Below are 23,679 nucleotides of genomic sequence, written 5' to 3' on the forward strand. Positions count from 1 at the left end.
CGTGCCCCCCGCGCCACGCCGTCGCAACACCGCCCCGCCCCGTGAGGAACTGCTGGCCGCCGCCATGGCCACCATCGCCGAACGGGGGCTCGACGGCCTCACCATGGCCGGACTCGGCCGCGAGGTCCAGATGAGCAGCGGACACCTCCTCTACTACTTCCGCACCAAGGACGAGCTGCTGCTCCAGACCCTGGAGTGGAGCGAGGGACGGCTCGGCGCGGAGCGGCGCGCCCTGCTGTCGGGTCCGGCGACGGCCCGCGAACGGCTCGACGGGTACATCGACCTGTACCTCCCCGACGGCCCCCGCGATCCGCACTGGACGCTCTGGCTGGAGGTGTGGAACCGCTCGCAGAACGCGGACGACGACGCGCGCGCCCGGCAGGCCGCCATCGAGGACGCCTGGCACCGTGACCTGGTGGCCCTGCTGGAGCGGGGCGCGGCAGCCGGGGAGTTCCGCCCCGTCGACGCCGAACGGTTCGCGACCCGGTTGCGCGCCCTGCTCGACGGCTTCAGCGTCCATGTCGCGGTCGGCCTCCCCGGCACCGGCCGTTCCCAAGTCCTCGCGCAAGTCGCGGAGTTCATCGAGGAATCGCTCACCGTCCGGTAGCAGCCGCGGAGCCGTGAACGAAACGCACGTAAGTACGCGCGATCGTTGCGCATTTCGCCCTTGTTGCGGTCCCGGCTGTTCGGGCACGGTGACGGACCATGGGACGAGAGCAGTGGAAGAAAATCTGGGTCGGTTCGGCCGGCAACATGGTCGAGTGGTTCGACTGGTTCGTGTACGCGACCTTCGCGGTCTACTTCGCGGATTCGTTCTTCCCCGAAGGCAATGAGACCGCCAATCTCATGAACACCATGGGCATCTTCGCTGTCGGCTTCTTCATGCGGCCGGTCGGCGGCTGGCTGCTCGGCCGGATCGGTGACCGCAGGGGCCGCAAGGCCGCGCTCACCCTCACCGTCACGCTGATGTCGGCCTCCGCGATCCTCATCGCCATCGCGCCGACGTACGACGTCGCGGGGTACGGCGGTGTCGCCGTCCTGCTGGTGGCCCGGCTGCTCCAGGGCCTGTCCGTCGGCGGCGAGTACGCCGCCAGCGCCACGTACCTCACCGAGGCGTCCGCCCCCAACCGTCGCGGCTTCGCCTCCAGCTTCCAGTACGTGTCCATGACCGCGGGACAGTTGGTCGGCCTCGGCCTCCAGATCGTCCTCCAGCGCAACATGTCCGAGGCGGCCCTGCACAACTGGGGCTGGCGCATCCCGTTCGTCGTCGGTGCGCTCGGCGCCGCGATCGTCTTCTATCTGCGCCGATCGATGCTGGAGACCGAGGTGTACGCGGAGTCCGGCGCCGCCGAGCAGGACGACCGCGGCACGCTGAAGGCGCTGTGGCGGCACAAGCGCGAGGCGTTCCTGGTGATGGCGCTGACCATGGGCGGGACCGTCGCGTACTACACGTACACGACCTACCTCTCCAAGTTCCTCTCCAAGAGCGCCGGCATGGACAAGCCCACCGCCTCGCTCGTCAGCTTCTGCGCCCTGTTCGTCTTCATGTGCATCCAGCCGCTGGCCGGCATGCTCTCCGACCGGATCGGCCGCCGCCCGCTGCTGATCACCTTCGCCGTCGGCTCCACCTTCCTGACCGTGCCGATCATGACGATGCTCAAGCACGCGGGCACGTTCTGGCCGGCGTTCGGCCTGGCGCTGCTGGCCCTGGTCGTCGTCACCGGGTACACCTCGATCAACGCCTGTGTGAAGGCGGAGCTCTTCCCGACCGGCATCCGCGCCCTGGGCGTCGCCCTCCCGTACGCCATCGCCAACGCGCTCTTCGGCGGCACTGCCGAATATGTGGCGCTCTGGTTCAAGAAGGCGGGCATCGAGTCCGGCTTCTACTGGTACGTGGCGGGCTGCGCGGCGGTCTCCCTGGTCGTCTACCTGACCATGCGCGAGACCCGCGACATCGACCTGGGCCGGGTCGGCGCCGAGGACGCGGACCGGGAAAGCACGGAGCCGTCCGGAGCCACCAGCGCCACGCCCGCATCCTGAGACGGGGCGGGGCACGGAGGCGGCCCTGTGCAAGACTGCTTCCGTGCCCTCGTCCGTCATGATTATTGGCAGCAGGCGCGCCGGTCCGCAGTGACCGTCCCGCACCACCATGTGCGGCACGGCCACCGTGCCCCAGACCCGCGCGCAGACCTCTCGCACCCGCGAGGGGTTTTTTCGTTTTCCGGCCCTCACCTCGGCCGGGGCGAGACGCACGCGGGATGATGGGGGCAAGTGGAGCCAGATCGTCCGGATCCGCTCATCCGACAGGAGTCAGACCAGCATGACCACCAAGGCCAAGCCCACCGACGACAGTTTCCATGTCTTCGACACCACACTGCGCGACGGGGCCCAGCGTGAAGGCATCAACCTGACGGTCGCGGACAAGCTCACGATCGCCCGGCACCTGGACGACTTCGGCGTGGGCTTCATCGAGGGCGGCTGGCCCGGCGCCAACCCCCGCGACACCGAGTTCTTCGCCCGCGCGCAGCAGGAGATCGAGTTCAAGAACGCCGAGCTGGTCGCCTTCGGCGCGACCCGCAGAGCCGGTGGCAAGGCCGCCGAGGACCCCCAGGTCAAGGCGTTGCTGGCGTCCGGCGCCCCGGTGATCACGCTGGTCGCCAAGTCCCACGACCGCCATGTGGAACTCGCGCTGCGCACCACCCTCGAAGAGAACCTGGAGATGGTCGTCGACACCGTCTCCTACCTCCGCGAGCAGGGCCGCCGGGTCTTCGTGGACTGCGAGCACTTCTTCGACGGCTACCGCGCCAACCCCGAGTACGCCAAGGCCGTCGTGCGCGCCGCCTCCGAGGCCGGCGCCGATGTCGTCATCCTCTGCGACACCAACGGCGGCATGCTCCCCGCCCAGGTCCAGGCCGTCGTCGCCACGGTGCTCGCCGACACCGGCGCCCGGCTCGGCATCCACGCCCAGGACGACACCGGCTGCGCCGTCGCCAACACCCTCGCCGCCGTCGACGCGGGCGCCACGCACGTCCAGTGCACCGCCAACGGCTACGGCGAGCGGGTCGGCAACGCCAATCTCTTCCCCGTCGTCGCCGCCCTGGAGCTCAAGTACGGCAAGACCGTCCTGCCCGAGGGCGCGCTCGCCGACATGACCCGCGTCTCGCACGCCATCGCCGAGGTCGTCAACCTGACTCCCTCCACTCACCAGCCCTACGTGGGTGTTTCTGCCTTCGCCCACAAGGCCGGACTGCACGCCTCCGCGATCAAGGTCGACCCCGACCTCTACCAGCACATCGACCCCGCCCTGGTCGGCAACACCATGCGGATGCTCGTCTCCGACATGGCGGGCCGCGCCTCCATCGAGCTCAAGGGCAAGGAGCTCGGCATCGACCTCGGCGGCGACCGCGCGCTCGTCGGCCGGGTCGTCGAACGGGTCAAGGAGCGCGAGCTCCAGGGCTACACGTACGAGGCCGCCGACGCCTCCTTCGAACTGCTGCTGCGCGCCGAGGCCGAGGGCCGCGTACGCCGCTACTTCCGCACCGAGTCCTGGCGCGCCATCGTCGAGGACCGCCCCGACGGCACGCACGCCAACGAGGCGACCGTGAAGCTCTGGGCCAAGGGCGAGCGCATCGTCGCCACCGCCGAGGGCAACGGCCCCGTCAACGCCCTCGACCGGGCGCTGCGGGTCGCCCTGGAGCGGATCTACCCGCAGCTCGCCAAGCTTGAGCTGATCGACTACAAGGTCCGCATCCTCGAAGGCCGCACCGGCACCGAGTCCATCACCCGAGTCCTCATCACCACGGGCGACGGCGCCGGCGACTGGGCAACGGTCGGCGTAGCGGAGAACGTCATCGCCGCGTCCTGGCAGGCCCTGGAGGACGCGTACACGTACGGGCTGCTGCGGGCGGGGATCGAGCCTACGGAGTAGCCCTCGCGGGGGCGGGCCCACGGCGCGGTTGTTCTTGCCGTCGCGATCGATGTGGATCACATCGATCGCGACCACTCGCGCGGAATCCGACCGCGGCCGACCCCGTCACGGTGAACGTTGCGCGACGGGCCACGAGTGCGGCGGCGAGCGGCGTTCGCGTTCAGGAGCTGAACGCACAACGCGTCCTGCCTGTACGGGAGATGGGTACGGACCAATGTCGGCGTGAAGTATTGACGGCACTGTTCCGGCGGGGTTAACTCACGCCGCAACGCCGGTACCGGTTCCGGAACCGGTTCCGTCTCCGTAGTCACGCCTTGCCCCGGAGGCCCCGATGCGCGTCACCATCGCCGATGTCGCCCGTGTGGCCGGCGTCAGCAAGACGACCGTGTCGCGGGTCATCAACACCAAGGGCGAAGTGGGCGGTTCCACGGCCGCCCGCGTTCGTGAAGTGATCGCACAGCTCGGCTACGTACCCAGCTCGGGTGCCGTCGGACTGGCCCGTGGCAGCAGCCGTACGGTCGGCATGCTGGTGCCCTCGCTCACCTGGCCGTGGATGGGCGAAGTGCTCCAGGGCGTCGTGGACACCGTCGAGGCCGCCGACTACGGGCTGCTGCTCTTCACCTGCAACCGCGGTGCCGAGTCCGTGCAGCGCTTCACCGGCCAGGTGTCGGCGCGCGCCTTCGACGGGCTCCTGGTCGTCGAACCCGAGAACACCCTCGACCACCTCACCGCGCTGCACCGTGACGGTCTGCCGATCGTGCTGATCGACGACCGCGGCCACCACCCCGAGTTCCCCTCCGTCGTGACCACCAATCGCGAAGGAGGTGCGAGTGCCGCCCGGCATCTGCTGGCCGCCGGACGCAGCAGACCCCTGGTCATCACGGGTCCGCAGCACTTCGGTTGCGTACGTGACCGGCTGGACGGATTCCGTACGGTCCTGCCCACCGATCTCGTCGTCCACGGGGACTTCACCGAACGCAGCGGCCGGCGGGGCGTTGAGCAACTCATCGCCTCCGGCGTGGAGTTCGACTCTGTCTTCGCGCACAACGACATCTGCGCGGCGGGCGTGCTGCGGGCCTTGCGCGCGGCCGGGCGGTCGGTGCCGGGCGACATCGCCGTGGTCGGCTTCGACGACATCCCGATGGCCGAGCACACCGAACCACCCCTGACCACCGTGCGCCAGCCCACCCGGCGGATGGGCGAGACGGCCGCACGGATGCTGCTCTCCCACCTCGGCGGCACGCCCGTGCCCGACGCACCGGTCGTACTGCCCACCGAACTGGTCGTGCGCCACTCGGCGCCGTAGCGGTCCGGCCGGAGCCCGCGGCCGACTGCTCCTCCGTACCCTCCGGATCTTCCAGACCGCAGTCCCTCTTGGAGTTGCCATGTCCGCACGACGTCACGCCACGTTGAGAGCGCTCTCGATCGCCACCGCCGTGGTCGCGCTCGCCGCCGGTTGCTCGTCCGCCAACTCGGGTGCCAACAAAGGGGGCGGCGCCTCCGGCGTACTGACCCTGGGCAAGCCGGACGGGCCGCAGACCGACAACAGCAACCCGTTCCTGAACACCTCGGCGGGCGCCACGCTCGGCTACCGCTACATGATCTACGAGCCCCTCGCCATGACGAACCAGGTCCGGCCCGCGGACAAGGCCGCCCCGTGGCTGGCGACCGACTGGAAGTGGGAGGCCAACTTCACCAAGGTCACCTTCACCCTCGACCCCAAGGCCAAGTGGGCCGACGGCAAGCCGCTGACCGCCGACGACGTCGCGTACACCTTCGACCTGCTCAAGAAGCACACGGCGCTCAACTGGAACGGCATCCCGTTCGACGGGGTCGCGGTGCGGGGCAAGCAGGTCGTGCTGACCTTCAAGGAGTCCCAGTACGTCAACCAGAACAAGATCATCCAGCAGTTCATCGTGCCCAAGCACATCTGGGAAGGCGTCAAGAACCCCGAGACCTGGCCCAACCGCACACCCGTCGGCTCGGGCCCGTACAAGCTCAAGACGTTCACCCCGCAGACCACCACACTGACCGCCACGCCCACGTACTGGAAGGGCGCGACCAAGGTCAAGGAGCTGCGCTACACCGCGTACAACGACAACAGCGCCGCGACCACGGCGCTCGCGAACGGCAAGGTCGAGTGGTCGTTCGTCTTCATGCCGAACTACAAGCAGCTGTTCATCAGCAAGGACCCCGAGAACCACAAGCTGTGGTTCCCCTCCGGGCTCGGCATCCACGGACTGTGGTTCAACACCGCCCGCAAGCCCTTCGACAGCCCGGCGCTGCGCAAGGCCATGGCGATGGTCGTCGACCGCAAGGCGATCCACACCCAGGCCGAGGCCACGCTCTACCCGGAGATCACCAACCCGACGGGCATCCCGCTGCCCGCAGGTGAGTCCTTCCTCGCGCCCGAGTACAAGAGCGCCACCACCGCACCGGACGTGGCGGGCGCCAAGGAGATCCTCGCCGACGCCGGGTTCACGCTCAGCGGCGGCGTACTGAAGGACCCGGGCGGCAAGCCGGTGAAGCTCACCTTCACCGACCCGGCCGGCTGGAACGACTACATCACCGGTCTCGCGATCATCAAGGACAACGTCAAGCAGCTCGGCATCGAGGCCAAGGTCAAGACGCAGACCGCGGAGGCCTGGGGCGCGGACGTCGCCAACGGCAACTTCGACGCCACCCTGCACTGGACCAACAGCGGCGCCACCCCGTACGACATGTACCAGAACATCATGGACGGCGCGCTGCTCCAGCCCGTCGGCAAGGCGTCCCAGCAAGGCAACTTCGGCCGCTTCAAGAGCGACGAGGCGACTGCGGCGCTCAAGGACTTCGCCAATGCCACCGAGGACTCCGCCCGGACCGAGGCCATGAACACCCTCCAGAAGATCATGGTCGAGCAGGCGCCGGTGATCCCGACGGCCGCCGCCCCCATCGGAGCCGAGTACTCCACGAAGAACTGGGTGGGCTGGCCCACCGAGGCCGACCCGTACGCCCCGCCGCAGCACACCCAGCCGTCCGCGCTGCAGATCGTGCTGAAGCTCCAGCCCGCCAAGCAGAGCCAGGGATAAGGGATTAGGGGATACGGGACACAGGGACCGGCCATGTCGAAACAGCCCGCACAGAACCATGTCGTGCTCGAAGCGCGCTCAGTCACCAAGCACTTCCCCGTACGCCGCACCGGACGCGACCTCGTCACGGGCAGACGCCGCACCGTCCACGCCGTCGACGATGTCTCGCTGGAACTCCGGTGCGGCACCGTCACGGCGCTGGTGGGGGAGTCGGGCTCCGGGAAGTCCACCGTGGCCAGACTGCTCGCCCAGCTGTATCCGCTCACCGGGGGCGAGATCCGGCTGGACGGCACAGCCGTGAAGGCCGGACGGGGCCGGTCCTTCCGCGCCTACGTACGCCGGGTCCAGATCGTCTTCCAGGACCCGTTCGCCTCGCTGAACCCGGTGCACACCGTTCGCTACCACCTCACCCGGGCACTGCGGATCCACGGCCGGGCGGGCAGCGGCGAGGCGGAGCTGGAACAGAACCTGACCGCTCTGCTGAACCGTGTCCAGCTGACTCCCGCGCACCAGTACCTGGACAGGTTCCCGCACGAGCTGTCCGGGGGACAGCGCCAGCGCGTGGCCATCGCCCGCGCACTCGGCGCCGATCCCCAGGTCCTGCTCGCCGACGAGCCCGTCTCGATGCTGGACGTCTCGATCCGGCTGGGCGTGCTCAACCTGCTGAAGGACCTCAAGGACCGGCTGCGCCTCGCGATCCTCTACATCACCCATGACATCGCGTCGGCCCGCTACTTCGCGGACACGACGCTGGTGATGTACGCGGGCCGGATCGTCGAGGGCGGTGACAGCGAGACCGTCACCCAACGCCCCGCCCACCCCTACACCCAGCTCCTCATCGCCTCGGCGCCCGACCCGGACCGGGTGGTCGCCGAGGCGGAGCAGGAGGAGACCGGCAGCGGCGAACCGCCCTCGCTCATCGCACCGCCCGCCGGCTGCCGCTTCCACCCCCGTTGCCCGAAGGCCATGGAGCGCTGCCGCACCGAAGCGCCGCCCCGTTTCGATCTCGCAGACGGCCAGTGGGCGGCCTGCTGGCTGTACGCGGACGGCGCGAAGGCCGACCACGGGCCCCGGAAGGAGACCGCGGCGTGAAATATCTGCTGCAACGGCTCGCCTTCTACCTGGTCACCGCCTGGGCCGCGATCACCATCAACTTCCTGATCCCGCGCATGATGCCGGGCGACCCGGTCCAGGCACTGCTCGCCCGTTTCCAGGGCCAGCTCGACACCGACGCCGTCAATTCGCTCAAGGCGCTCTTCGGACTCGACAAGCACCAGTCGCTCTGGCAGCAGTACACCGACTACTGGTCGCATCTGCTCGACGGCGACCTCGGGCTCTCCTTCACCTTCTTCCCGACGCCGGTCAGCGAGGTGATCGCCCAGTCGCTGCCGTGGACGCTCGCACTCGTCGGCATCACCACGCTGATCAGCTTCCTGCTCGGCACCGGCATCGGGGTCTTCACCGGGTGGCGGCGCGGCTCCTGGATGGACAGCCTGCTGCCCGTCACCACCTTCATCTCGGCCATCCCGTACTTCTGGCTGGGCCTCATCGCCATCGCGCTGTTCGCCGTGAAGTGGCCGCTCTTCCCGGCCGCCGGGGGTTACGACAGTGCGCTCGTGCCCGCCTTCGACTGGCCGTTCATCTCCAGCGCGCTCTACCACGGGGCGCTGCCCGGCCTCACCATCGTGCTCAGCGCCGTGGCCGGCTGGATCCTCGGCATGCGGAACATGATGGTGACGGTGTCCTCCGAGGACTACGTCATGGTCGCCCAGGCCAAGGGGCTCTCCGAGCGCCGGGTGATGTTCGGGTACGCGGCGCGCAACGCGATCCTCCCCAACATCTCCGGCTTCGCCCTCTCGCTGGGCTTCATCGTCGGCGGCACGCTGCTGGTGGAGATGGTCTTCTCCTACCCCGGCATCGGATACCAGCTCTTCCAGGGCGTCGGCGCCAAGGACTACCCCCTGATGCAGGGCGTCTTCCTCATCATCACGCTCTCCGTCCTCGCGGCGAACCTACTCGCCGATGTCATCTACATGGTCCTCGACCCCCGTACCCGAAGGGAGGCCTAGTCCATGGACACCGCTTCCGTCACCACCGCCGAGGTCGAGGCCACCGACCCGGCCGGGACCGACCCCGCCGGGGCCCCGGCGCCCAGCAGGCGCAGGCTGCGCTTCCTGCGCGGCCGCAAGACCGTCATCGGCCTCGGGATCCTCGCCTTCTTCGTCGTGATCGCGGTCGTCGGACCGTGGATCGCCCCGTACGACCCCGACACCATGAGCGATCAACTCCTCCAACCACCGTCAGGCGCACACTGGTTCGGCACCACACAGACCGGTCAGGACGTGCTCTCGCAGATCCTCGTCGGCACCCGCGGAGTCCTGGTCGTCGGCTTCGTCGCCGGGATACTCGCGACGGTCCTCTCCGTACTGATCGGGGTCAGCGCCGGCTTCCTCGGCGGCACGGCCGACGAGCTGCTCTCGCTGCTCTCCAACGTCTTCCTGGTCATCCCGGGACTGCCGCTGATCATCATCATCGCCAGCTTCGTCTCCGACGCGGGCGACCTGCTCATCGCCGCCGTCATCGCCCTCACCTCCTGGGCGTGGGGAGCCCGGGTGCTGCGCGCCCAGACGCTCTCGCTGCGGCGCCGGGACTACGTCGAGGCGGCCCGCGCCACCGGTGAGTCGACCTGGCGGATCATCCTCTTCGAGGTGCTCCCCAACCTGACCGCCGTCATCGCCTCCGGCTTCGTCGGCACCGTCATCTTCGCGATCCTCTCCGAGATCACCCTCGCCTTCATCGGTGTCGCCGACATCTCCGACTGGAACTGGGGGACCGTCCTGTTCTGGGCGCAGTCCAACCAGGCCCTGGCCCAGGGCGCGTGGTGGTGGTTCGTCCCCGCCGGGCTCTGCATCGCCCTGCTCGGCATGTCGCTCGCCCTGATCAACTTCGGCATCGACGAGTTCGTCAATCCGCGCCTGCGTACGGAGACCGGCGCGTCCGGGAAGGTCCGGATGCGGGTCGGATTCACCCCCGTGGCACGCGCATCCGTGACGCCTGCACCCGTGACGCCTGCACCCGTGGCACGAGCATCCGTGGCACGCGGTACGCACGACAAGGAGCCCCGCTCATGAGCAGCAGCGAGCCCGTCCTGACCGTCCGCGGGCTGAACGTGGACTACGGGACCGGGGACGGCGCCGTGCACGCGCTGCGCGACATCGACCTCACCCTGCACCGGGGCGAAGTCCTGGGCCTGGCGGGCGAGTCCGGTTCCGGCAAGTCGACCCTCGCGTACGCCGTGACCCGGCTGCTGTCGCCGCCCGGGGTGATCACGGGCGGCGAGGTCCACTACTACCGGCGGGACGGCGAGGCGCTCGACCTGCTGGCCCTGTCGGCCGACGGGCTGAGGGCCTTCCGCTGGCAGGAGCTGTCGATCGTGTTCCAGGGCGCGATGAACTCGCTCAACCCGGTGCACACCGTCCACAGCCAGCTCACCGACGTACTCCGGGCACACCGCCCGGGGATGAAGCGTCCCGAACGCACGGCCCGCGCCCGGGAGTTGCTGGAACTCGTCGGCATCTCCGCCGACCGGCTCACTGCCTACCCGCACCAGCTCTCCGGCGGGATGCGCCAGCGCGTGATGATCGCGATGGCGCTCGCGCTGGAGCCCGAGATCGTCATCATGGACGAACCGACGACGGCCCTGGACGTCGTCATGCAGCGCCAGATCCTGCGCCAACTGATCAGACTCCGCGAGGAATTGGGATTCTCGGTCGTCTTCATCACCCACGACATCTCGCTGCTGATCGAGTTCTCGGACCGGATCGCGATCATGTACGGCGGCCGGATCGTCGAGGAGGCGGAAGCCTCCGCGATCTACCGGGACCCCCGCCACCCCTACAGCGACGGGCTGCTGCACTCCTTCCCCGCACTGCACGGCGCCCGCCGCGAACTCACCGGCATCCCCGGCTCACCCCCGCACCTGTCCGCGATGCCGGTCGGCTGCGCCTTCCACCCCCGCTGCGACAAGGCGCTCGACACCTGCGCCACCCATGTCCCGGTGCTCGCCGTGCCGGACGGGGACGAGTCGCGCACGGTGGCCTGCTGGCTCCACCGGCGGGCCCAGGCGACCCCGGCCCCCCGCTAGGGCCTGTCCGGCCCTAGTAGGCCCCACCCGACAACTTACGGAGACCCATGAACATCACCACCCCCAAGGAATACGCGCGCGAGATCACCGCCTCGGCCGTCCCCGGCCTGCCCGCCGACTTCCGCTGGGGCGTCGCCACCGCCGCGTACCAGATCGAGGGCGCCGCCGCCGAGGACGGCCGGACCCCGTCCATCTGGGACACCTACTGCCGGGTGCCCGGCATGGTCGTCCGCGGCGAGAACGGCGATGTGGCCTGCGACCATTACCACCGGATGCCCGAGGACGTGCGGCTCATCGCGGACCTGGGCGTCGACACGTACCGGTTCTCGCTGTCCTGGCCACGCATCCAGCCGGGCGGGCGCGGCCCGGCCAACGCAAAGGGGCTGGACTTCTACAAGCGCCTGCTGGACGAGCTGGAGGCCAGGGACATCACCCCCTGGATCACCCTCTACCACTGGGACCTCCCGCAGGAGCTGGAGACCGGCGACGCCGGCGGCTCCACCGCGGGGGGCGGCTGGCCGGCCCGTGACACCGCCCACCGCTTCGCCGAGTACGCCGCGCTCGCGTACGACGCGCTCGGCGACCGGGTGAAGCACTGGACCACGCTGAACGAGCCGTGGTGCTCGGCCATGCTCGGTTACGCGTACGGCAACCAGGCGCCCGGCCGGCAGGACTTCGGCGACGCGATCAAGGCCGTCCACCATCTGCTCCTCGGCCACGGCCTCGCCGCGCGGTACATCCGCGAGACGGCCGCCGCCCGCGGCAACGAACTCGAACTCGGCATCACGCTCAACCTCGGCACCGCCACACCCGAGACCGGCAGTCCCGAGGACGCCGAGGCCTGCCGCCGCGCCGACGGGATGGGCCGCCGCCTCTACCTGGACCCGCTCGTCAAGGGCGTCTACCCCGAGGACGTCGTCGCCGACCTCGCGGTGCACAACGCCGAACTCCCGGTCCTGGAGGGCGACCTGGCCGTCATCTCCACCCCGATCGACGTCCTCGGCGTCAACTTCTATCGCGGCACCCTCTTCTCCGGCGTCACGGAAGAGGGCTCCCCGGCCGACGCCGACGGGCTGCCCGTCACCCGCGGCGTGGAGCGCGACCTGCCGCGTACCGCGATGGACTGGGAGATCACCCCCACCGCCCTCACCGACCTGCTGGTGGGCCTGGAGAAGGAGTACGGCGTCCCGACGGTCGTCACCGAGAACGGTGCCGCGTTCGACGACACCGTCTCCGAGGACGGGCAGATCCACGACGCCGACCGCACCACCTATCTCGCCGACCACATCGCCGCCGTCGCCGCGGCCCGTGCCGCGGGGGCCGATGTCCGGGGCTACTTCGCCTGGTCGCTGATGGACAACTTCGAGTGGTCCTACGGCTACGACAAGCGGTTCGGCATCGTCCGCGTCGACTACGGCACACAGGAGCGGACGCTCAAGGACAGCGCCAAGTGGTACCGCGACACCATCCGTCTCACCCGGAACCAGTGAGCATCGCCCGGAGCCGGTGTGCACCGCGCGCGGCGGCTGTCGCACACCGCACCCATTCGGGTTAACTTCGAAGTATGCGGAACAGGCTGTTCCCGACGTTGCTGGTCGGCCTGCTGCTGATCCTGGCAGCGGCCGTCCTCGGCATGGCGCCCGGCGCGCCCGCACCGACCGGAGCGTCCACCGTCGCCGCGTCCACCGTCGACGACGTCGCGCAGGCGCTGCGCAAGAGCCCGGTCTACGTCGACCCGGCAGCGTCCGACCAGCTCTCACCGGGCCAGGCCGCCGCCCTGACGAAGAAGATCAAGGACGCCGACAAGCCCGTGTTCGTGGCGGTACTGCCACAGACCTCCGCCTTCCCCGCGAAGACCCTGCTGAGCACCCTGCGCACCGACACCGGAATCACCGGCGTCTACGCGGTCCGCCTCGGCAACGGCTTCGACGCGGGCGCCGACCCCCAGGTGATGTCCACCCGAGCGGTCCACAACCTCACCACCGCGGTGAAGACGCCCGGCGCGGACACCGACGCCGCGACGCAGCTGAACGCCTTCGTCGACCGGGCCGTCGAGCAGGCCCGGGGCAGCGCCCCCGCCTCCTGGGGCGGCTCGTCCGGAGGTGGCGGATCGTCGTCCGCCGTCGGGCTGATCACGTTCGGCGTGATCCTGGTGCTGGCCGGCGGCACGGCCTACACGCTCGTCCGCCGCAACCGCAAGCGCAAGGAGACCGAGGAGCGGGCCGCACTCGACAAGCTCCGGGTCGTTGTGGACGAGGACATCACCGCGTACGGCGAAACCCTGGACCGGCTCGACTTCCACCCGGCCGAGCCGGGCGCCGACGACACCATGCGCGCGGACTACGAGCGGGCACTCGACTCCTACGAGAGCGCGAAGACCCGTATGGACAGGGCCCGGCATCCCTCCGACGTGCGCGGGGTCACCCAGGTCCTGGAGGACGGCCGCTTCTCCCTGGCCGTCCTGGAGGCCCGCCGCACCGGCGGCGAACTGCCGGCCCGCCGCCCGCCGTGCTTCTTCGACCCGCGCCACGGCCCCTCGGTCGCCGACGTCCGGTGGTCCCCGTCCGGTGGCACGGCCCGCGAGGTCCCGGTCTGCGCGGCGGACGAGGTCCGGCTGCGCGCGGGCGACGAACCGCTGAGCCGCACCGTCGACACGGGCGACGGCCGCCGCCCGTACTGGGAGGCGGGCCCGGCATACGGTCCGTGGGCGGGCGGCTACTTCGGCGGCGGCCTGCTCCCCGGCCTGCTCGTCGGCACGATGCTCGGCTCCATGCTGTCGAGCCCCGCGTACGCGGCGGAGTACGGCGGCGGCGACTTCGGCTCCGGCGGGGACTGGAGCGGCGGCGACTTCTCCGGGTCCGACTTCGACTCGTCGGGATTCGACGGCGGAGGCTTCGGAGGAGGCGACTTCGGGGGCGGCGGAGGATTCGACGGGGGCGGGTTCTGAGCCGCTGACCAGTAACCTCCCGGGCAGGTGCGATTCATGCTAGACCTGATGTTATGTCTGGTATCGGCCGATTCCGGGCGCGGCTGCTACGCTCCGTCCGGCGGACACATCGGCACGATGGGGGGCGCTCGGGCCAAGCCGCCCCCGCGCCGCCCGACCGGCATATGCCCCACCGCTCCGTGGGCCGCGAACTGCTGTCGCTGTTCAGTGTGCGTACCGTGGCCGGTCAGGTGTTCTGCTTCGTGCTCGCGCTCGTCATGCTGCTCATCGCCGGCGCTGCGATCGCGCTGGTGGTGCAGGGCCGCAGCGTCGGCCTGCACGAGGCCCGGACCCGCGCACTGAGCGTGGCCCAGACATTCGCCGACTCGCCGGGGATCGTGCAGGCGCTGGACAGCAAGAACCCCACCGCGATCCTGCAGCCACGCGCGGAGGAGGTCCGCAAGGAGGCCGATGTCGATTACGTCGTCGTGACCAGCCCCCGGGCTATCCGCTATACCCACCCGAACCCCGCGCTGATCGGCAAGCACTTCATCGGCCCGTACAAGGAGGCGCTGACCGGTAAGGGCTTCACCCAGACCGGCTCCGGCACCCTGGGGCCCTCGATCGAAGCAGTGGTGCCTGTCACCCGGTCCGACGGTTCGGTTGTCGGCCTGGTGGCCGTCGGACTCACCGACAGGTCGGTGGACAGCGTGGCCGATCGTTCCATCCGGTTGAGCATCGCCGCCGCGGTGGCCGCCCTCACGCTCACGGTGGGTGGCGCGGCGCTTGTGAGCAGACGGCTGCGCCGTCAGACGCACGGGCTCGAACCCGCCGAGATGACCCGGATGTACGAGCACCACGACGCGGTGCTGCACGCGGTCCGCGAGGGTGTCCTCATCGTCGAGGCCGACCGGCTGACCCTGGCCAACGACGAGGCCCGCAGACTCCTCGACCTGCCCCCGGACGCCGAGGGCCGAGCGGTGACGGACCTCGGGCTGGACCCGGGTACCGCGGAACTGTTCGTCTCCGGCCGGACCGTCACGGATGAGCTGCTGCGGGCCGGCAACCGGCTGCTGGCCGTCAACCTCCGTCCGACCGACACGCACGGCGGCCCGCCCGGCACCGTGGTGACCCTGCGGGACACCACCGAACTCCGCGCGGTCACGGGACAGGCGGAATTCGCGACCGAACGACTGCTGCTCCTGTACGAGGCCGGTGCCCGGATCGGCACCACACTCGATGTGACCCGGACGGCGCAGGAGCTGACGGAGGTGGCGATCTCCGGATTCGCCGACGCCGCGACGGTCGACCTCGCCGACCCCGTACTGAGAGGGGACGAACCGGTCACGCCGGACGGCGCCACGCTGGAGATGCGCCGCACCGCCGTCGCGGCGGTCCGCGCGGACCATCCGCTGTACCCGATCGGCCACCTGGTCGGCTTCGTCCCCGACAGGACCCGGGCCATGCGTGTGCACAGGGACGATGCCGACCTGAAGGGCGAATTCACGAAGCTGGGCTGGCGGAACTGGGATCTCGACGTGGCCGAGCGGCTCAGGGTGCAGGGATTCCACTCGCTCATGTCGGTGCCGCTGCACGCGCGCGGCGTGATTCTGGGCATGGCCAACTTCTGGCGCTCGGGCGATTCGGAACCGTTCGACGACGACGACCTGTCCTTCGCGGAGGAACTGGTGGCCCGAGCCGCGGTGGGTGTGGACAACGCCCGCCGCTACACGCGGGAGCACGCGCTGGCCGTGACGCTGCAGCGCAGTCTGCTGCCCCGTGGCCTGCCCGAGCAGAACGCCCTCGATGTCGCCCATCGCTATCTGCCGGCGTACGAGGGGGTGGGAGGCGACTGGTTCGATGTGATCCCGCTGTCCGGCGCCCGGGTGGCGCTGGTCGTCGGCGACGTGGTCGGGCACGGGCTGCACGCCGCGGCCACCATGGGGCGGCTGCGCACCAGCGTCCACAACTTCTCCTCGCTGGACCCGGCGCCCGATGAACTCCTCGGGCATCTCGATGAACTGGTCAGCCGGATCGACCGGGAGGAAGTCGACGCCGGTGATGTCGAGATCGCCGGAGCCACCTGTCTGTACGCGGTCTACGACGCGGTCTCCGGGAACTGCGCGGTGGCGCGGGCTGGCCACCCCGGGCCCGTGCTGGTCCTTCCCGACGGCACCGTCGAGTGCCCCGAGGTCCCGACCGGAGTTCCCCTCGGCATCGGCGGCATGCCCTTCGAGGCGGCCGAGTTCCACGTACCCGAGGGGAGCCGTCTGGTCCTCTACACGGACGGTCTCGTCGAGCGGCGGGACCGGGACATCGGCACTGGTCTCGACCTGCTGCGCGACGCTCTCGCCGGCCGCGACCGGACGCCGGAGGAGACCTGCGACGACGTGCTTGCCGCGCTGCTGCACGATCAGCCGGACGACGACGTCGCCCTGCTCGTGGCTCGCACCCGCACGCTCGATCCCGACCAGGTCGCGCAATGGGCCGTGGCCACCGATCCGGCGGCCGTCGCCGGAGTCCGCAAGAACGTCGCCCAGTGGCTCACCGACCGGGGCCTGGAGGAGGAGGCGTTCGCCACCGAACTGATCCTGAGCGAACTGGTCACCAACGCGGTGCGGTACGGCGGGGCACCCATCGGGGTCCGCCTGCTGTACGACCGCAACCTGATCTGCGAGGTCTCCGACAGCAGCAGCACCTCACCGCATCTGCGCTACGCGGCGACGACGGACGAGGGCGGCCGGGGCCTGTTCCTCGTCGCCCAGTTCGCCGAACGCTGGGGCACCCGCTACACCGAGACGGGCAAGGTCATCTGGTCGGAGCAGACGGTCGGCGAACCGGAAGACAACGCCTTCTAGAGGCGTCGCTTGCTGTTCCAGCAACGAAGCTTGCCGAAATCGCACTGTCGCGCGGATGCTCTCCGGTGAAAGGGAGGTGCTCCTCATGAGCGAAATGACCGGAGACGGCAGCGTGAACAGCGGCGAAGAAGCGACGACCGGGGACGGCGGCCCGGACCGCCCCTACGACGTGGTGGTGATCGGCGGCGGCGCCGCCGGACTGAGCGGAGCCGTGACCCTGGCCAGGGCGCGCCGGTCGGTCCTCGTGCTCGACGCGGGGCACCCGCGCAACGCCCCCGCCTCGCACATGCACGGCTACCTGGGACACGACGGCATCCCGCCCTCGGAACTGCTGGCCACCGGCCGGGACGAGGTGTCCCGTTACGGGGGAGAGGTCGTCCAGGACGCCGTGGTGGCCGCCGAGCGGCTGCCCGACGGCACGGGATTCCGCGTCGTACGGGAGGACGGGCCCCCGGTGGTGGCGCGCCGGCTCCTGGTGACCACCGGCCTCGTCGACGAACTGCCCCCGGTACCGGGCGTGGCCGAACGGTGGGGGCGCGAGGTCCTGCACTGCCCGTACTGCCACGGCTGGGAGGTCGCCTCCCGCCCGATCGGCGTCCTGTCCACCGGCCCGCTGGCCGTGCACCAAGCACTGATGTGGCGCCAGTGGAGCGAGGACATCACCCTCTTCCGCCACACTGGGCCCGAGCCCACGGACGAGGAGTACGAGCAGCTGGCCGCCCGCGGCATCGCCGTGGTCGACGGCGAGGTGGCCGGCCTCGAAGTGGCGGACGACCGCCTCACCGGGGTGCGGCTGGCGGGCGGCCGGGTGATCCCGCGCGAGGCCGTCGTGGTGCAGCCCCGCTTCACCGCCCGCGCGGACTTCCTCGCGAGCCTGGGGCTGACCACGGCCGAACAGAAGATGGGTGGCGAGGTGATCGGTACGTACGTCTCCGCCGACCCGGCCGGGGCGACGGACGTGCCCGGCGTCCGGGTGGCCGGCAATGTGGCCGACCCGAAGGGGCAGGTCATCGCCGTGGCCGCTGCCGGAGTGCAGGCCGCCGCGGCGATCAACGCGGACCTGATCACCGACGATGTGAACCGCGCGGTCGCCGCCCGCCGTGCCTGACGGGGACTGCTCCGCGCCGTCGGGGCAACGCCGAGCGCCCGCCTCCCTCCCCGGCGGGGGAGGAGAGGGCGGGCGCGCTCGGGTTCAGGCGTGAGATGGCGAAACGCGTCAGGCCTGGGTCGCGGCGGACTTGATCGCGGAGATGTCGAAGTTGAGCTTGACCTTGTCGCTGACCATCACGCCGCCCGTCTCCAGCGCCGCGTTCCAGGTCAGGCCCCAGTCGGAGCGCAGGATGTCCGCGCTGCCCTCGAAGCCGACCCGCTCGTTGCCGTAGACGTCGGTGGCGGAGCCGTTGAACTCCAGGTCGATGGAGAGCGGACGCGTGACGTCCTTGATGGTGAGGTCACCGGTGACGCGGTACTTGTCACCGCCGAGCTGCTCGGCCTGCGTGGAGCGGAACGTCATGAGCGGGAACTTCTCGGCGTCGAAGAAGTCGCCGCTGACCAGGTGCCCGTCGCGGTCGGCGATGCCGGTGTCGACGCTGGCGATCTTGACGTCGATCGACGCGGCGGAGTTCGCCGGGTCGGAGCCGTCCAGCTTCAGACTGCCCTCGTGCTCGCCGAAGGTGCCGCGCACATTGGTGACCATCGCGTGGCGCACGGTGAAGCCGATGCTGCTGTGGGCCGGGTCGATCGCGTAGTCGCCGGTGAGGGCGGCGAGGGCCGGGTCCACGGCGGGGGCGACGGTGGCGGTGGCAGTGGCGGACGGGGCGTTGTTGTTCTTGCGGTTGAACAGAGCCATGGCTCCTCCTCGGGGGACGTGATCGAGCGCGGTCGAGCGGTGATCGGGCGGGGGTCGGGCAGGTGTCGAAGTGGTTGTTTAACCTTCAACGAGACTGACTGTAGCGCGATCTAGTTCAACATTCAACATCTGGCTCATGGGGTGTCGTGAACACCGACCGAACGTCGGCCGAATTGCTGCCCGCCATTGCCGCCACCCTCTGGCGGACGCGCGTAGAACTCGGGCAGTATCTCCCTAGCCTTACTTGTCATGAGCAGGAGGAGTTCCCCCATGCTGTCCCATATGAGACTGCGCCCCGTCCTGACCGCATTCGCCCTCGTTCTCGGCGTTCTCTTCGCGCCGGGCGTCGGCGTCCTCGGTGGTGGCGCCACCCAGGCCCACGCCGCCACCAAGCTCACCCACGCCGAGGCCACCGCCCGGTTCAGCTCCTCCGGAATCACCTGGTCGTCCTCCGGCGGCTGCTCCGACCGCAACGTCCCCACCTGCACCTCGTTCGACCAGCTCAACCTGGCCACCGCCCAGGGCGCCCAGACCCTCAAGAGCGCCACGGGCTGCGCGCTGAACATCACCGGCGGCACCGAGACCGGCCACGCCGGTGGCACGTACTCGCACTGGAACGGCTACAAGCTCGACTTCGCCAAGTCGACCTGCCTCACCAACTACGTCCACAACGTCTTCACCTACATCGGTGTGCGTGGTGACGGCGCCCCCCAGTACAAGGCGGGCTCCGGCAACATCTACGCCGACGAGGGCAACCACTGGGACGTGACGTACTACAACTGCGGCGGCTGCTGACCTCCGCACGCATCGACCCGCACGGGGTGCCCCTGTCCGCCGGACAGGGGCACCCCGTGTCGCTGTCTCACCCCACGTCGGCCGCGCCGGGCCCCGGCGAGAGGGCGCCACCTCGCCGATCCGAATGTGTGACGGATCAGCATGGTCAACTGCCGAGGTCCACCTGGTGACATCCATGTGGAAGCCCCGGCAGAACCAGGAAAGGCGAGGCACCGGTGAAGCACCCCGCAGGCCCGCCGCCACCTGGTCGCCGCCGTCCTGACCCGTGGCACTGGCTGCGCCCCCGGAGTTCACGGGCGTTCGTCCTCGGCATCTGCATGGCCGTCGGCGGGCTTGCCGGCGGGGTGCGCTCCGTGGTGGACGGAAAGGGGATCTGGACGGCCTTCGGCATCTTCGGCGTGGGGGTTCTCGGAGTCGTTCTCACTGTCGCGTGGATCGTGACGTACGCGCGGGAGCACTGAGGTCGCGATCCCGCCGACGCCCACATCACGCGACAGCTACACGCGGACGGTCATGGTCACGGTGACCTCGTCACCTGCCGAGAGTCCCTGCGGCTTGCGGACCGCGTTCTTGAGCGGCAGCAGGTAGCTGCCGTCCTTGGGGAAGAGCGACGTGGTGAAAGCGGTCTCGCCGATGCGCGCGTCCACGGGTACCGCGCCCCAGCCGTACGTGGCCAGCGCGGCCACCTCGCGGATGTCGGCGGCCTGTTCGGTCGGCACGGCGGCGAAGTAGAACGGTGAAGGCCCCCGCCACTCGATGACGCGGCCGGTGAATACAACGTGCACGAGGTCGATCCGTTCATCGATGGAGCCGAATGCCGGGCAGCGTACATGCGGGCCCACTCGACACAAGAGGTGGCGGTCGCCCACCAGCGGGAGGCGACCGCCAACACGGCGGTCAAGGGTGGCAATGCCACCCGCACCATCACCGACGCTCTGGGCCGCACCGCCGAGACCCGCACCTACGCAGGCACCGAGCCGAACGACACCGCGTACGGCGCCACGACCGGCACGGCTTACACCCGGGTGAAGTACGACTACACCCGCGACGGCAAGCAGTCGCAGATCACCGGCATCGACGATGCCAAGTTGGACCTACACCTACGACCTGTTCGGGCGTCAGACCGGCACGAGCGACCCGGACAAGGGCGCGTCCACCACCGAGTACACGGAGCTCGACCAGATCGACTCCACGACCGACTCACGCAACGCGAAGCTGCTCTACGGCTACGACGAGATCGGCCGCAAGACCGACCTGTGGCAGACCACGAAGACGGACGCCGAAAAACTCGCCCACTGGAGCTACGACACTCTGCTCAAGGGCCGGCCCACCGCTTCCACCCGCTACGTCGGTGGCACGACCGGCAAGGCCTACACGAAGCAGATCACGGCCTATGACACTCTCGGCCGTGCCATCAGCACCGATGTCGTGCTGCCGAGCGACGACCCGCTGGTCACCGCCGGGGCGGTATCGTCCACGCTCACTTTCGGCACGGACTACCGGCTCGACGGCAATGTCAACAACACCAAGGAGCCGGAAGCCGGCGGGCTCCCCCAGGAGATCATCGGAATCAGGTACAACTCCGTTGGCCTGCCCACCGAACTCTCCGGAACGAGCACCTACCTCCTCGGTGTCTCCTACTCCGCCCTCGGCCAGGCAGAAGTGCTCACCGTCGGCATCGAGGGTGCCAAGAACGCCTACATCAGGAACACGTACGAGGCAGGCACCGGCCGTCTCACCCGCAGCCACGTCACGGATCAGACCCACTCGTACATGCTGCAGGACCTCAACTTCACCCAGGACGACGCGGGCAACGTCCAGTCCATCTTCGACCCCACCACCCTCGGTGGCACATCCAAGGCCGACAACCAGTGCTTCACCTACGACGCCAACCGGCGCCTGACCGAAGCCTGGACCCCCAAGTCCGCCGACTGCGCCACCGGCGGCCGCACCACCGCCAACCTCGACGGCGCCGCCCCGTACTGGACCAGCTACACCTACAACGACGCCGGCCAGCGCGACACCGAGACAACCCACGCGGCCACGGGTGACGCCACCACCACGTACGGATACAAGACGGCGACCGGCCAGCCCCACCCGCTCGTCAAGACCACGGGCGCCAAGGCCGCCACGTACGCGTACGACAAGGCGGGCAACACCACAGGACGCCCCGGCACCCAAGCCACCCAGACCCTGGACTGGAACACCGAAGGCGAACTCGCCTCCACCACCGAACCGGCAGCCGGCGCGAAGCCCGCACTGGGCACCACCTACCTCTACGACGCCGACGGCGAACTCCTCATCCGCCGCGCGACCGGAGACGGCGACACCGTCCTCTACCTCGGCGCCACCGAAGTACGCCTCACCACCAAGGGCGCGACCAAGACGATCTCCAGCGCCCGCTACTACAGCGCGGCGGGCCAGACCATCGCGGTCCGCACCACAACGGCCGGCACCGCGGGCAGCAAGCTCAGCTACCTAGCCGCCGACCACCACGGCACCAGCAGCATCGCCATGGACGCCACCACCCAGGACGTCACGAAGCGCTACACCACCCCCTTCGGCGCCTCCCGCGGTACGAAGTCCACGACCTGGCCTGACGACAAGACCTTCCTGGGCAAGCCCGCCGACACCACCACGGGCCTCACCCACATCGGTGCTCGCGAATACGACCCAAGCGTCGGCCAGTTCATCAGCGTCGACCCTGTACTGGCTCTCGACCAGCACCAATCCCTGAACGGCTACGCGTACGGCAACAACAATCCTGTTACGTCGGCTGACCCCACTGGTATGTGGATCGACGACGGCACGGGTCACAGCGAGCCCCGGCGCGACGGAGGGCCCGCCGGGCCGCCGAGTCCCACCCCGGGAAGGTCCGGGGGCACTCATGGCAGCGGCAGCAGCACGGCGACTACTGGCGGCGATGGTCCGAGCCCGAGCCCGAGTCCGGGGCCGAAACCGACCTCCGGTCCGTACAAGGACGCAGGTATATATGACCCTGCAGGCCAGGCTGCCAAGTGGTTCTGGAACGAATTTCTCGGTTTCGGTCCACCTGAGATGCACCTCATGTGCGGAGCGGACGGCTTGTGTGAGTACGGTCCGTACGACGAGGCTATCTTCCCTTGGAGCCCTGGGGGTGCGAGTCGTCTTCTAGGAAATGCAAGCCGGACCGGCGCAGCTCTCAGCTTTGCGCAAGCAGTGAAGTCCTTGAAGGATGTGGTCAAGTCAAATCCCGTCAAGAAGGGTGGGCCAACCTCTGGACTTGGTGTTCCTGCTGACGGGCAGATCTACGCCGTCCAAAGCGGAAACAAGGCGCTCGACAAGGAGCTGCTAAAAATCGCCAACGAAAGACTCAGACAGGGATGGGTGGAAAGTGACGTACAACAGGGCTCAGGCGTACTATCGCGAACAGCACGCAGATGAACCGTCGGTAGTTCGAACCCCTGAGGACGTCGATGCGCTGATCGACGCTCTCGCTACGGGCCCTGAGTTCGAGAACTTGGCTGTTCTGCACAGTTCGGAGCGTGAGCTTCTGCCATCAGGATTTCCAGATCACGAGTTCATGGTTGGCGCCGACGGGAAGCGGCAGGTAGGCGTTCTGAGCTTCATGGACGAGAAGAGCTTTGTCTCGCTCGGCTCTTCGGGGAGTAGCGGAGTGGAGGTTTCCTACTTTGTGGTAGAGAATCCGACCGAATTTCCCGCCACCGCAGAAATCCCCCTTGCTCTGGTGCGTCAGGCCGTAAAGGAATTCCTTTCTTCTGGAGGGCGGCGTCCGGCGTGTGTCCAATGGCAGGAGCCGGAAATCTGGTAATCGCCCTCTTTTGCTTCTGCGCTCGGCGAAGTGGGGCTGTGCGACGGCATGACCTCGGGCTTTCACCTGCCGGACAGCCCACCCGGTGAAAGCCCGAGGGCAGCGCGAGGTGCTTCCGATCCCCGCCGCCGCCAAGCTTCTGCGGCAGGCGCGCCCGTCGAAGATGAGAGCCCGAGCGGTGCCTTGAGTGCCGAGAAACTACGATGCCTTCGGCTGTCTGTTCGGTGTGTGCGACAACGGGCAGTTCGCTCCGGTGGTTCCTATCCGCGGGACTGCCTGTCGATGCGTCGAACCGCG

At 69.2% G+C, this 23,679-nt stretch carries 19 protein-coding genes; 17 read left to right on the forward strand and 2 right to left on the reverse strand.

Annotated elements, in window-relative coordinates; translation table 11 throughout:
* Position 1: 1 nt before the first annotated feature.
* From OG978_RS29010 to OG978_RS29070, 13 genes are all read left to right on the forward strand, one after another.
* Positions 2–607 carry a TetR/AcrR family transcriptional regulator gene (locus OG978_RS29010; protein WP_326768034.1) on the forward strand — a complete coding sequence of 202 codons (606 nt, stop codon included), beginning with the start codon at positions 2–4 and terminating at the stop codon, positions 605–607.
* A 98-nt stretch (positions 608–705) separates the two neighbouring features.
* Complete coding sequence (locus tag OG978_RS29015; protein ID WP_326768035.1) at positions 706–2,040, forward strand: MFS transporter; 1,335 nt, start codon at positions 706–708, stop codon at positions 2,038–2,040.
* Positions 2,041–2,320: 280 nt separating this feature from the next.
* Positions 2,321–3,928 (forward strand): citramalate synthase, encoded by a 1,608-nt coding sequence (cimA, locus tag OG978_RS29020; protein ID WP_326768036.1) that lies wholly within the window; start codon positions 2,321–2,323, stop codon positions 3,926–3,928.
* Positions 3,929–4,259: 331 nt separating this feature from the next.
* Positions 4,260–5,234 carry a LacI family DNA-binding transcriptional regulator gene (locus OG978_RS29025; protein WP_326768037.1) on the forward strand — a complete coding sequence of 325 codons (975 nt, stop codon included), beginning with the start codon at positions 4,260–4,262 and terminating at the stop codon, positions 5,232–5,234.
* Between the two features lie 79 nt (positions 5,235–5,313).
* A complete protein-coding gene (locus OG978_RS29030; protein ID WP_326768038.1) occupies positions 5,314–6,999 on the forward strand; it encodes an ABC transporter substrate-binding protein in 1,686 nt (561 codons plus the stop codon).
* Between the two features lie 33 nt (positions 7,000–7,032).
* Complete coding sequence (locus OG978_RS29035; protein ID WP_326768039.1) at positions 7,033–8,091, forward strand: ABC transporter ATP-binding protein; 1,059 nt, start codon at positions 7,033–7,035, stop codon at positions 8,089–8,091.
* Positions 8,088–9,068: an ABC transporter permease gene (locus OG978_RS29040; protein WP_326768040.1), complete on the forward strand. Its 981-nt coding sequence runs from the start codon at positions 8,088–8,090 to the stop codon at positions 9,066–9,068. Before OG978_RS29035 ends, OG978_RS29040 begins: the two co-directional genes overlap by 4 nt.
* Before the next feature lie 3 nt (positions 9,069–9,071).
* Complete coding sequence (locus OG978_RS29045) at positions 9,072–10,130, forward strand: ABC transporter permease (RefSeq protein WP_326768041.1); 1,059 nt, start codon at positions 9,072–9,074, stop codon at positions 10,128–10,130.
* Positions 10,127–11,143, forward strand: a complete 1,017-nt coding sequence (locus OG978_RS29050) for an ABC transporter ATP-binding protein (RefSeq protein ID WP_326768042.1) — start codon at positions 10,127–10,129, stop codon at positions 11,141–11,143. Before OG978_RS29045 ends, OG978_RS29050 begins: the two co-directional genes overlap by 4 nt.
* A 47-nt stretch (positions 11,144–11,190) precedes the next feature.
* Entirely contained in the window at positions 11,191–12,633 is a 1,443-nt protein-coding gene (locus OG978_RS29055) for a GH1 family beta-glucosidase (RefSeq protein ID WP_326768043.1), read from the forward strand.
* Positions 12,634–12,707: 74 nt separating this feature from the next.
* Positions 12,708–14,090, forward strand: a complete 1,383-nt coding sequence (locus OG978_RS29060; protein ID WP_326768044.1) for a hypothetical protein — start codon at positions 12,708–12,710, stop codon at positions 14,088–14,090.
* A 164-nt stretch (positions 14,091–14,254) separates the two neighbouring features.
* On the forward strand, positions 14,255–16,927 hold the full coding sequence (locus tag OG978_RS29065; protein WP_326768045.1) for a SpoIIE family protein phosphatase: 2,673 nt from the start codon (positions 14,255–14,257) through the stop codon (positions 16,925–16,927).
* 94 nt (positions 16,928–17,021) lie between these two features.
* Positions 17,022–18,035 carry an NAD(P)/FAD-dependent oxidoreductase gene (locus OG978_RS29070; protein WP_326770200.1) on the forward strand — a complete coding sequence of 338 codons (1,014 nt, stop codon included), beginning with the start codon at positions 17,022–17,024 and terminating at the stop codon, positions 18,033–18,035.
* 108 nt (positions 18,036–18,143) lie between these two features.
* Here the strand turns inward: OG978_RS29070 and OG978_RS29075 are convergent, their stop codons facing one another.
* Positions 18,144–18,776: a YceI family protein gene (locus OG978_RS29075; RefSeq protein ID WP_326768046.1), complete on the reverse strand. Its 633-nt coding sequence runs from the start codon at positions 18,774–18,776 to the stop codon at positions 18,144–18,146.
* A 270-nt stretch (positions 18,777–19,046) separates the two neighbouring features.
* On the opposite strand from OG978_RS29075, the gene OG978_RS29080 reads away from it, so the two are divergent.
* Positions 19,047–19,571 carry a hypothetical protein gene (locus OG978_RS29080; RefSeq protein ID WP_326768047.1) on the forward strand — a complete coding sequence of 175 codons (525 nt, stop codon included), beginning with the start codon at positions 19,047–19,049 and terminating at the stop codon, positions 19,569–19,571.
* A gap of 215 nt (positions 19,572–19,786) precedes the next feature.
* On the forward strand, positions 19,787–20,032 hold the full coding sequence (locus OG978_RS29085; protein WP_326768048.1) for a hypothetical protein: 246 nt from the start codon (positions 19,787–19,789) through the stop codon (positions 20,030–20,032).
* 36 nt (positions 20,033–20,068) lie between these two features.
* Here the strand turns inward: OG978_RS29085 and OG978_RS29090 are convergent, their stop codons facing one another.
* Positions 20,069–20,356 carry a DUF1905 domain-containing protein gene (locus OG978_RS29090; RefSeq protein ID WP_326768049.1) on the reverse strand — a complete coding sequence of 96 codons (288 nt, stop codon included), beginning with the start codon at positions 20,354–20,356 and terminating at the stop codon, positions 20,069–20,071.
* A gap of 295 nt (positions 20,357–20,651) precedes the next feature.
* On the opposite strand from OG978_RS29090, the gene OG978_RS29095 reads away from it, so the two are divergent.
* The gene (locus OG978_RS29095; RefSeq protein WP_326768050.1) at positions 20,652–22,994 is read left to right on the forward strand and encodes an RHS repeat-associated core domain-containing protein; all 2,343 of its coding nucleotides are present in this window, start codon (positions 20,652–20,654) and stop codon (positions 22,992–22,994) included.
* A complete protein-coding gene (locus OG978_RS29100) occupies positions 22,945–23,382 on the forward strand; it encodes an Imm1 family immunity protein (protein ID WP_326768051.1) in 438 nt (145 codons plus the stop codon). The genes OG978_RS29095 and OG978_RS29100 overlap by 50 nt, the downstream gene beginning before the upstream one ends.
* Positions 23,383–23,679: the final 297 nt, after the last annotated feature.

It is taken from the genome of Streptomyces sp. NBC_01591, assembly GCF_035918155.1.
Lineage (GTDB): Bacteria > Actinomycetota > Actinomycetes > Streptomycetales > Streptomycetaceae > Streptomyces.

What these genes read in the sequence shown, in the direction of transcription:
- OG978_RS29050 (WP_326768042.1), top strand. Translation starts at nt 10,127, where the DNA reads ATGAGCAGCAGCGAGCCCGTCCTGACCGTCCGCGGGCTGAACGTGGAC.
- OG978_RS29030 (WP_326768038.1), top strand. Translation starts at nt 5,314, where the DNA reads ATGTCCGCACGACGTCACGCCACGTTGAGAGCGCTCTCGATCGCCACC.
- OG978_RS29045 (WP_326768041.1), top strand. Translation starts at nt 9,072, where the DNA reads ATGGACACCGCTTCCGTCACCACCGCCGAGGTCGAGGCCACCGACCCG.
- OG978_RS29025 (WP_326768037.1), top strand. Translation starts at nt 4,260, where the DNA reads ATGCGCGTCACCATCGCCGATGTCGCCCGTGTGGCCGGCGTCAGCAAG.
- OG978_RS29035 (WP_326768039.1), top strand. Translation starts at nt 7,033, where the DNA reads ATGTCGAAACAGCCCGCACAGAACCATGTCGTGCTCGAAGCGCGCTCA.
- OG978_RS29060 (WP_326768044.1), top strand. Translation starts at nt 12,708, where the DNA reads ATGCGGAACAGGCTGTTCCCGACGTTGCTGGTCGGCCTGCTGCTGATC.
- OG978_RS29080 (WP_326768047.1), top strand. Translation starts at nt 19,047, where the DNA reads ATGCTGTCCCATATGAGACTGCGCCCCGTCCTGACCGCATTCGCCCTC.
- OG978_RS29075 (WP_326768046.1), bottom strand. Translation starts at nt 18,776, where the DNA reads ATGGCTCTGTTCAACCGCAAGAACAACAACGCCCCGTCCGCCACTGCC.
- OG978_RS29055 (WP_326768043.1), top strand. Translation starts at nt 11,191, where the DNA reads ATGAACATCACCACCCCCAAGGAATACGCGCGCGAGATCACCGCCTCG.
- OG978_RS29070 (WP_326770200.1), top strand. Translation starts at nt 17,022, where the DNA reads ATGACCGGAGACGGCAGCGTGAACAGCGGCGAAGAAGCGACGACCGGG.
- OG978_RS29065 (WP_326768045.1), top strand. Translation starts at nt 14,255, where the DNA reads ATGCCCCACCGCTCCGTGGGCCGCGAACTGCTGTCGCTGTTCAGTGTG.
- OG978_RS29015 (WP_326768035.1), top strand. Translation starts at nt 706, where the DNA reads ATGGGACGAGAGCAGTGGAAGAAAATCTGGGTCGGTTCGGCCGGCAAC.
- OG978_RS29095 (WP_326768050.1), top strand. Translation starts at nt 20,652, where the DNA reads ATGCCAAGTTGGACCTACACCTACGACCTGTTCGGGCGTCAGACCGGC.
- cimA (WP_326768036.1), top strand. Translation starts at nt 2,321, where the DNA reads ATGACCACCAAGGCCAAGCCCACCGACGACAGTTTCCATGTCTTCGAC.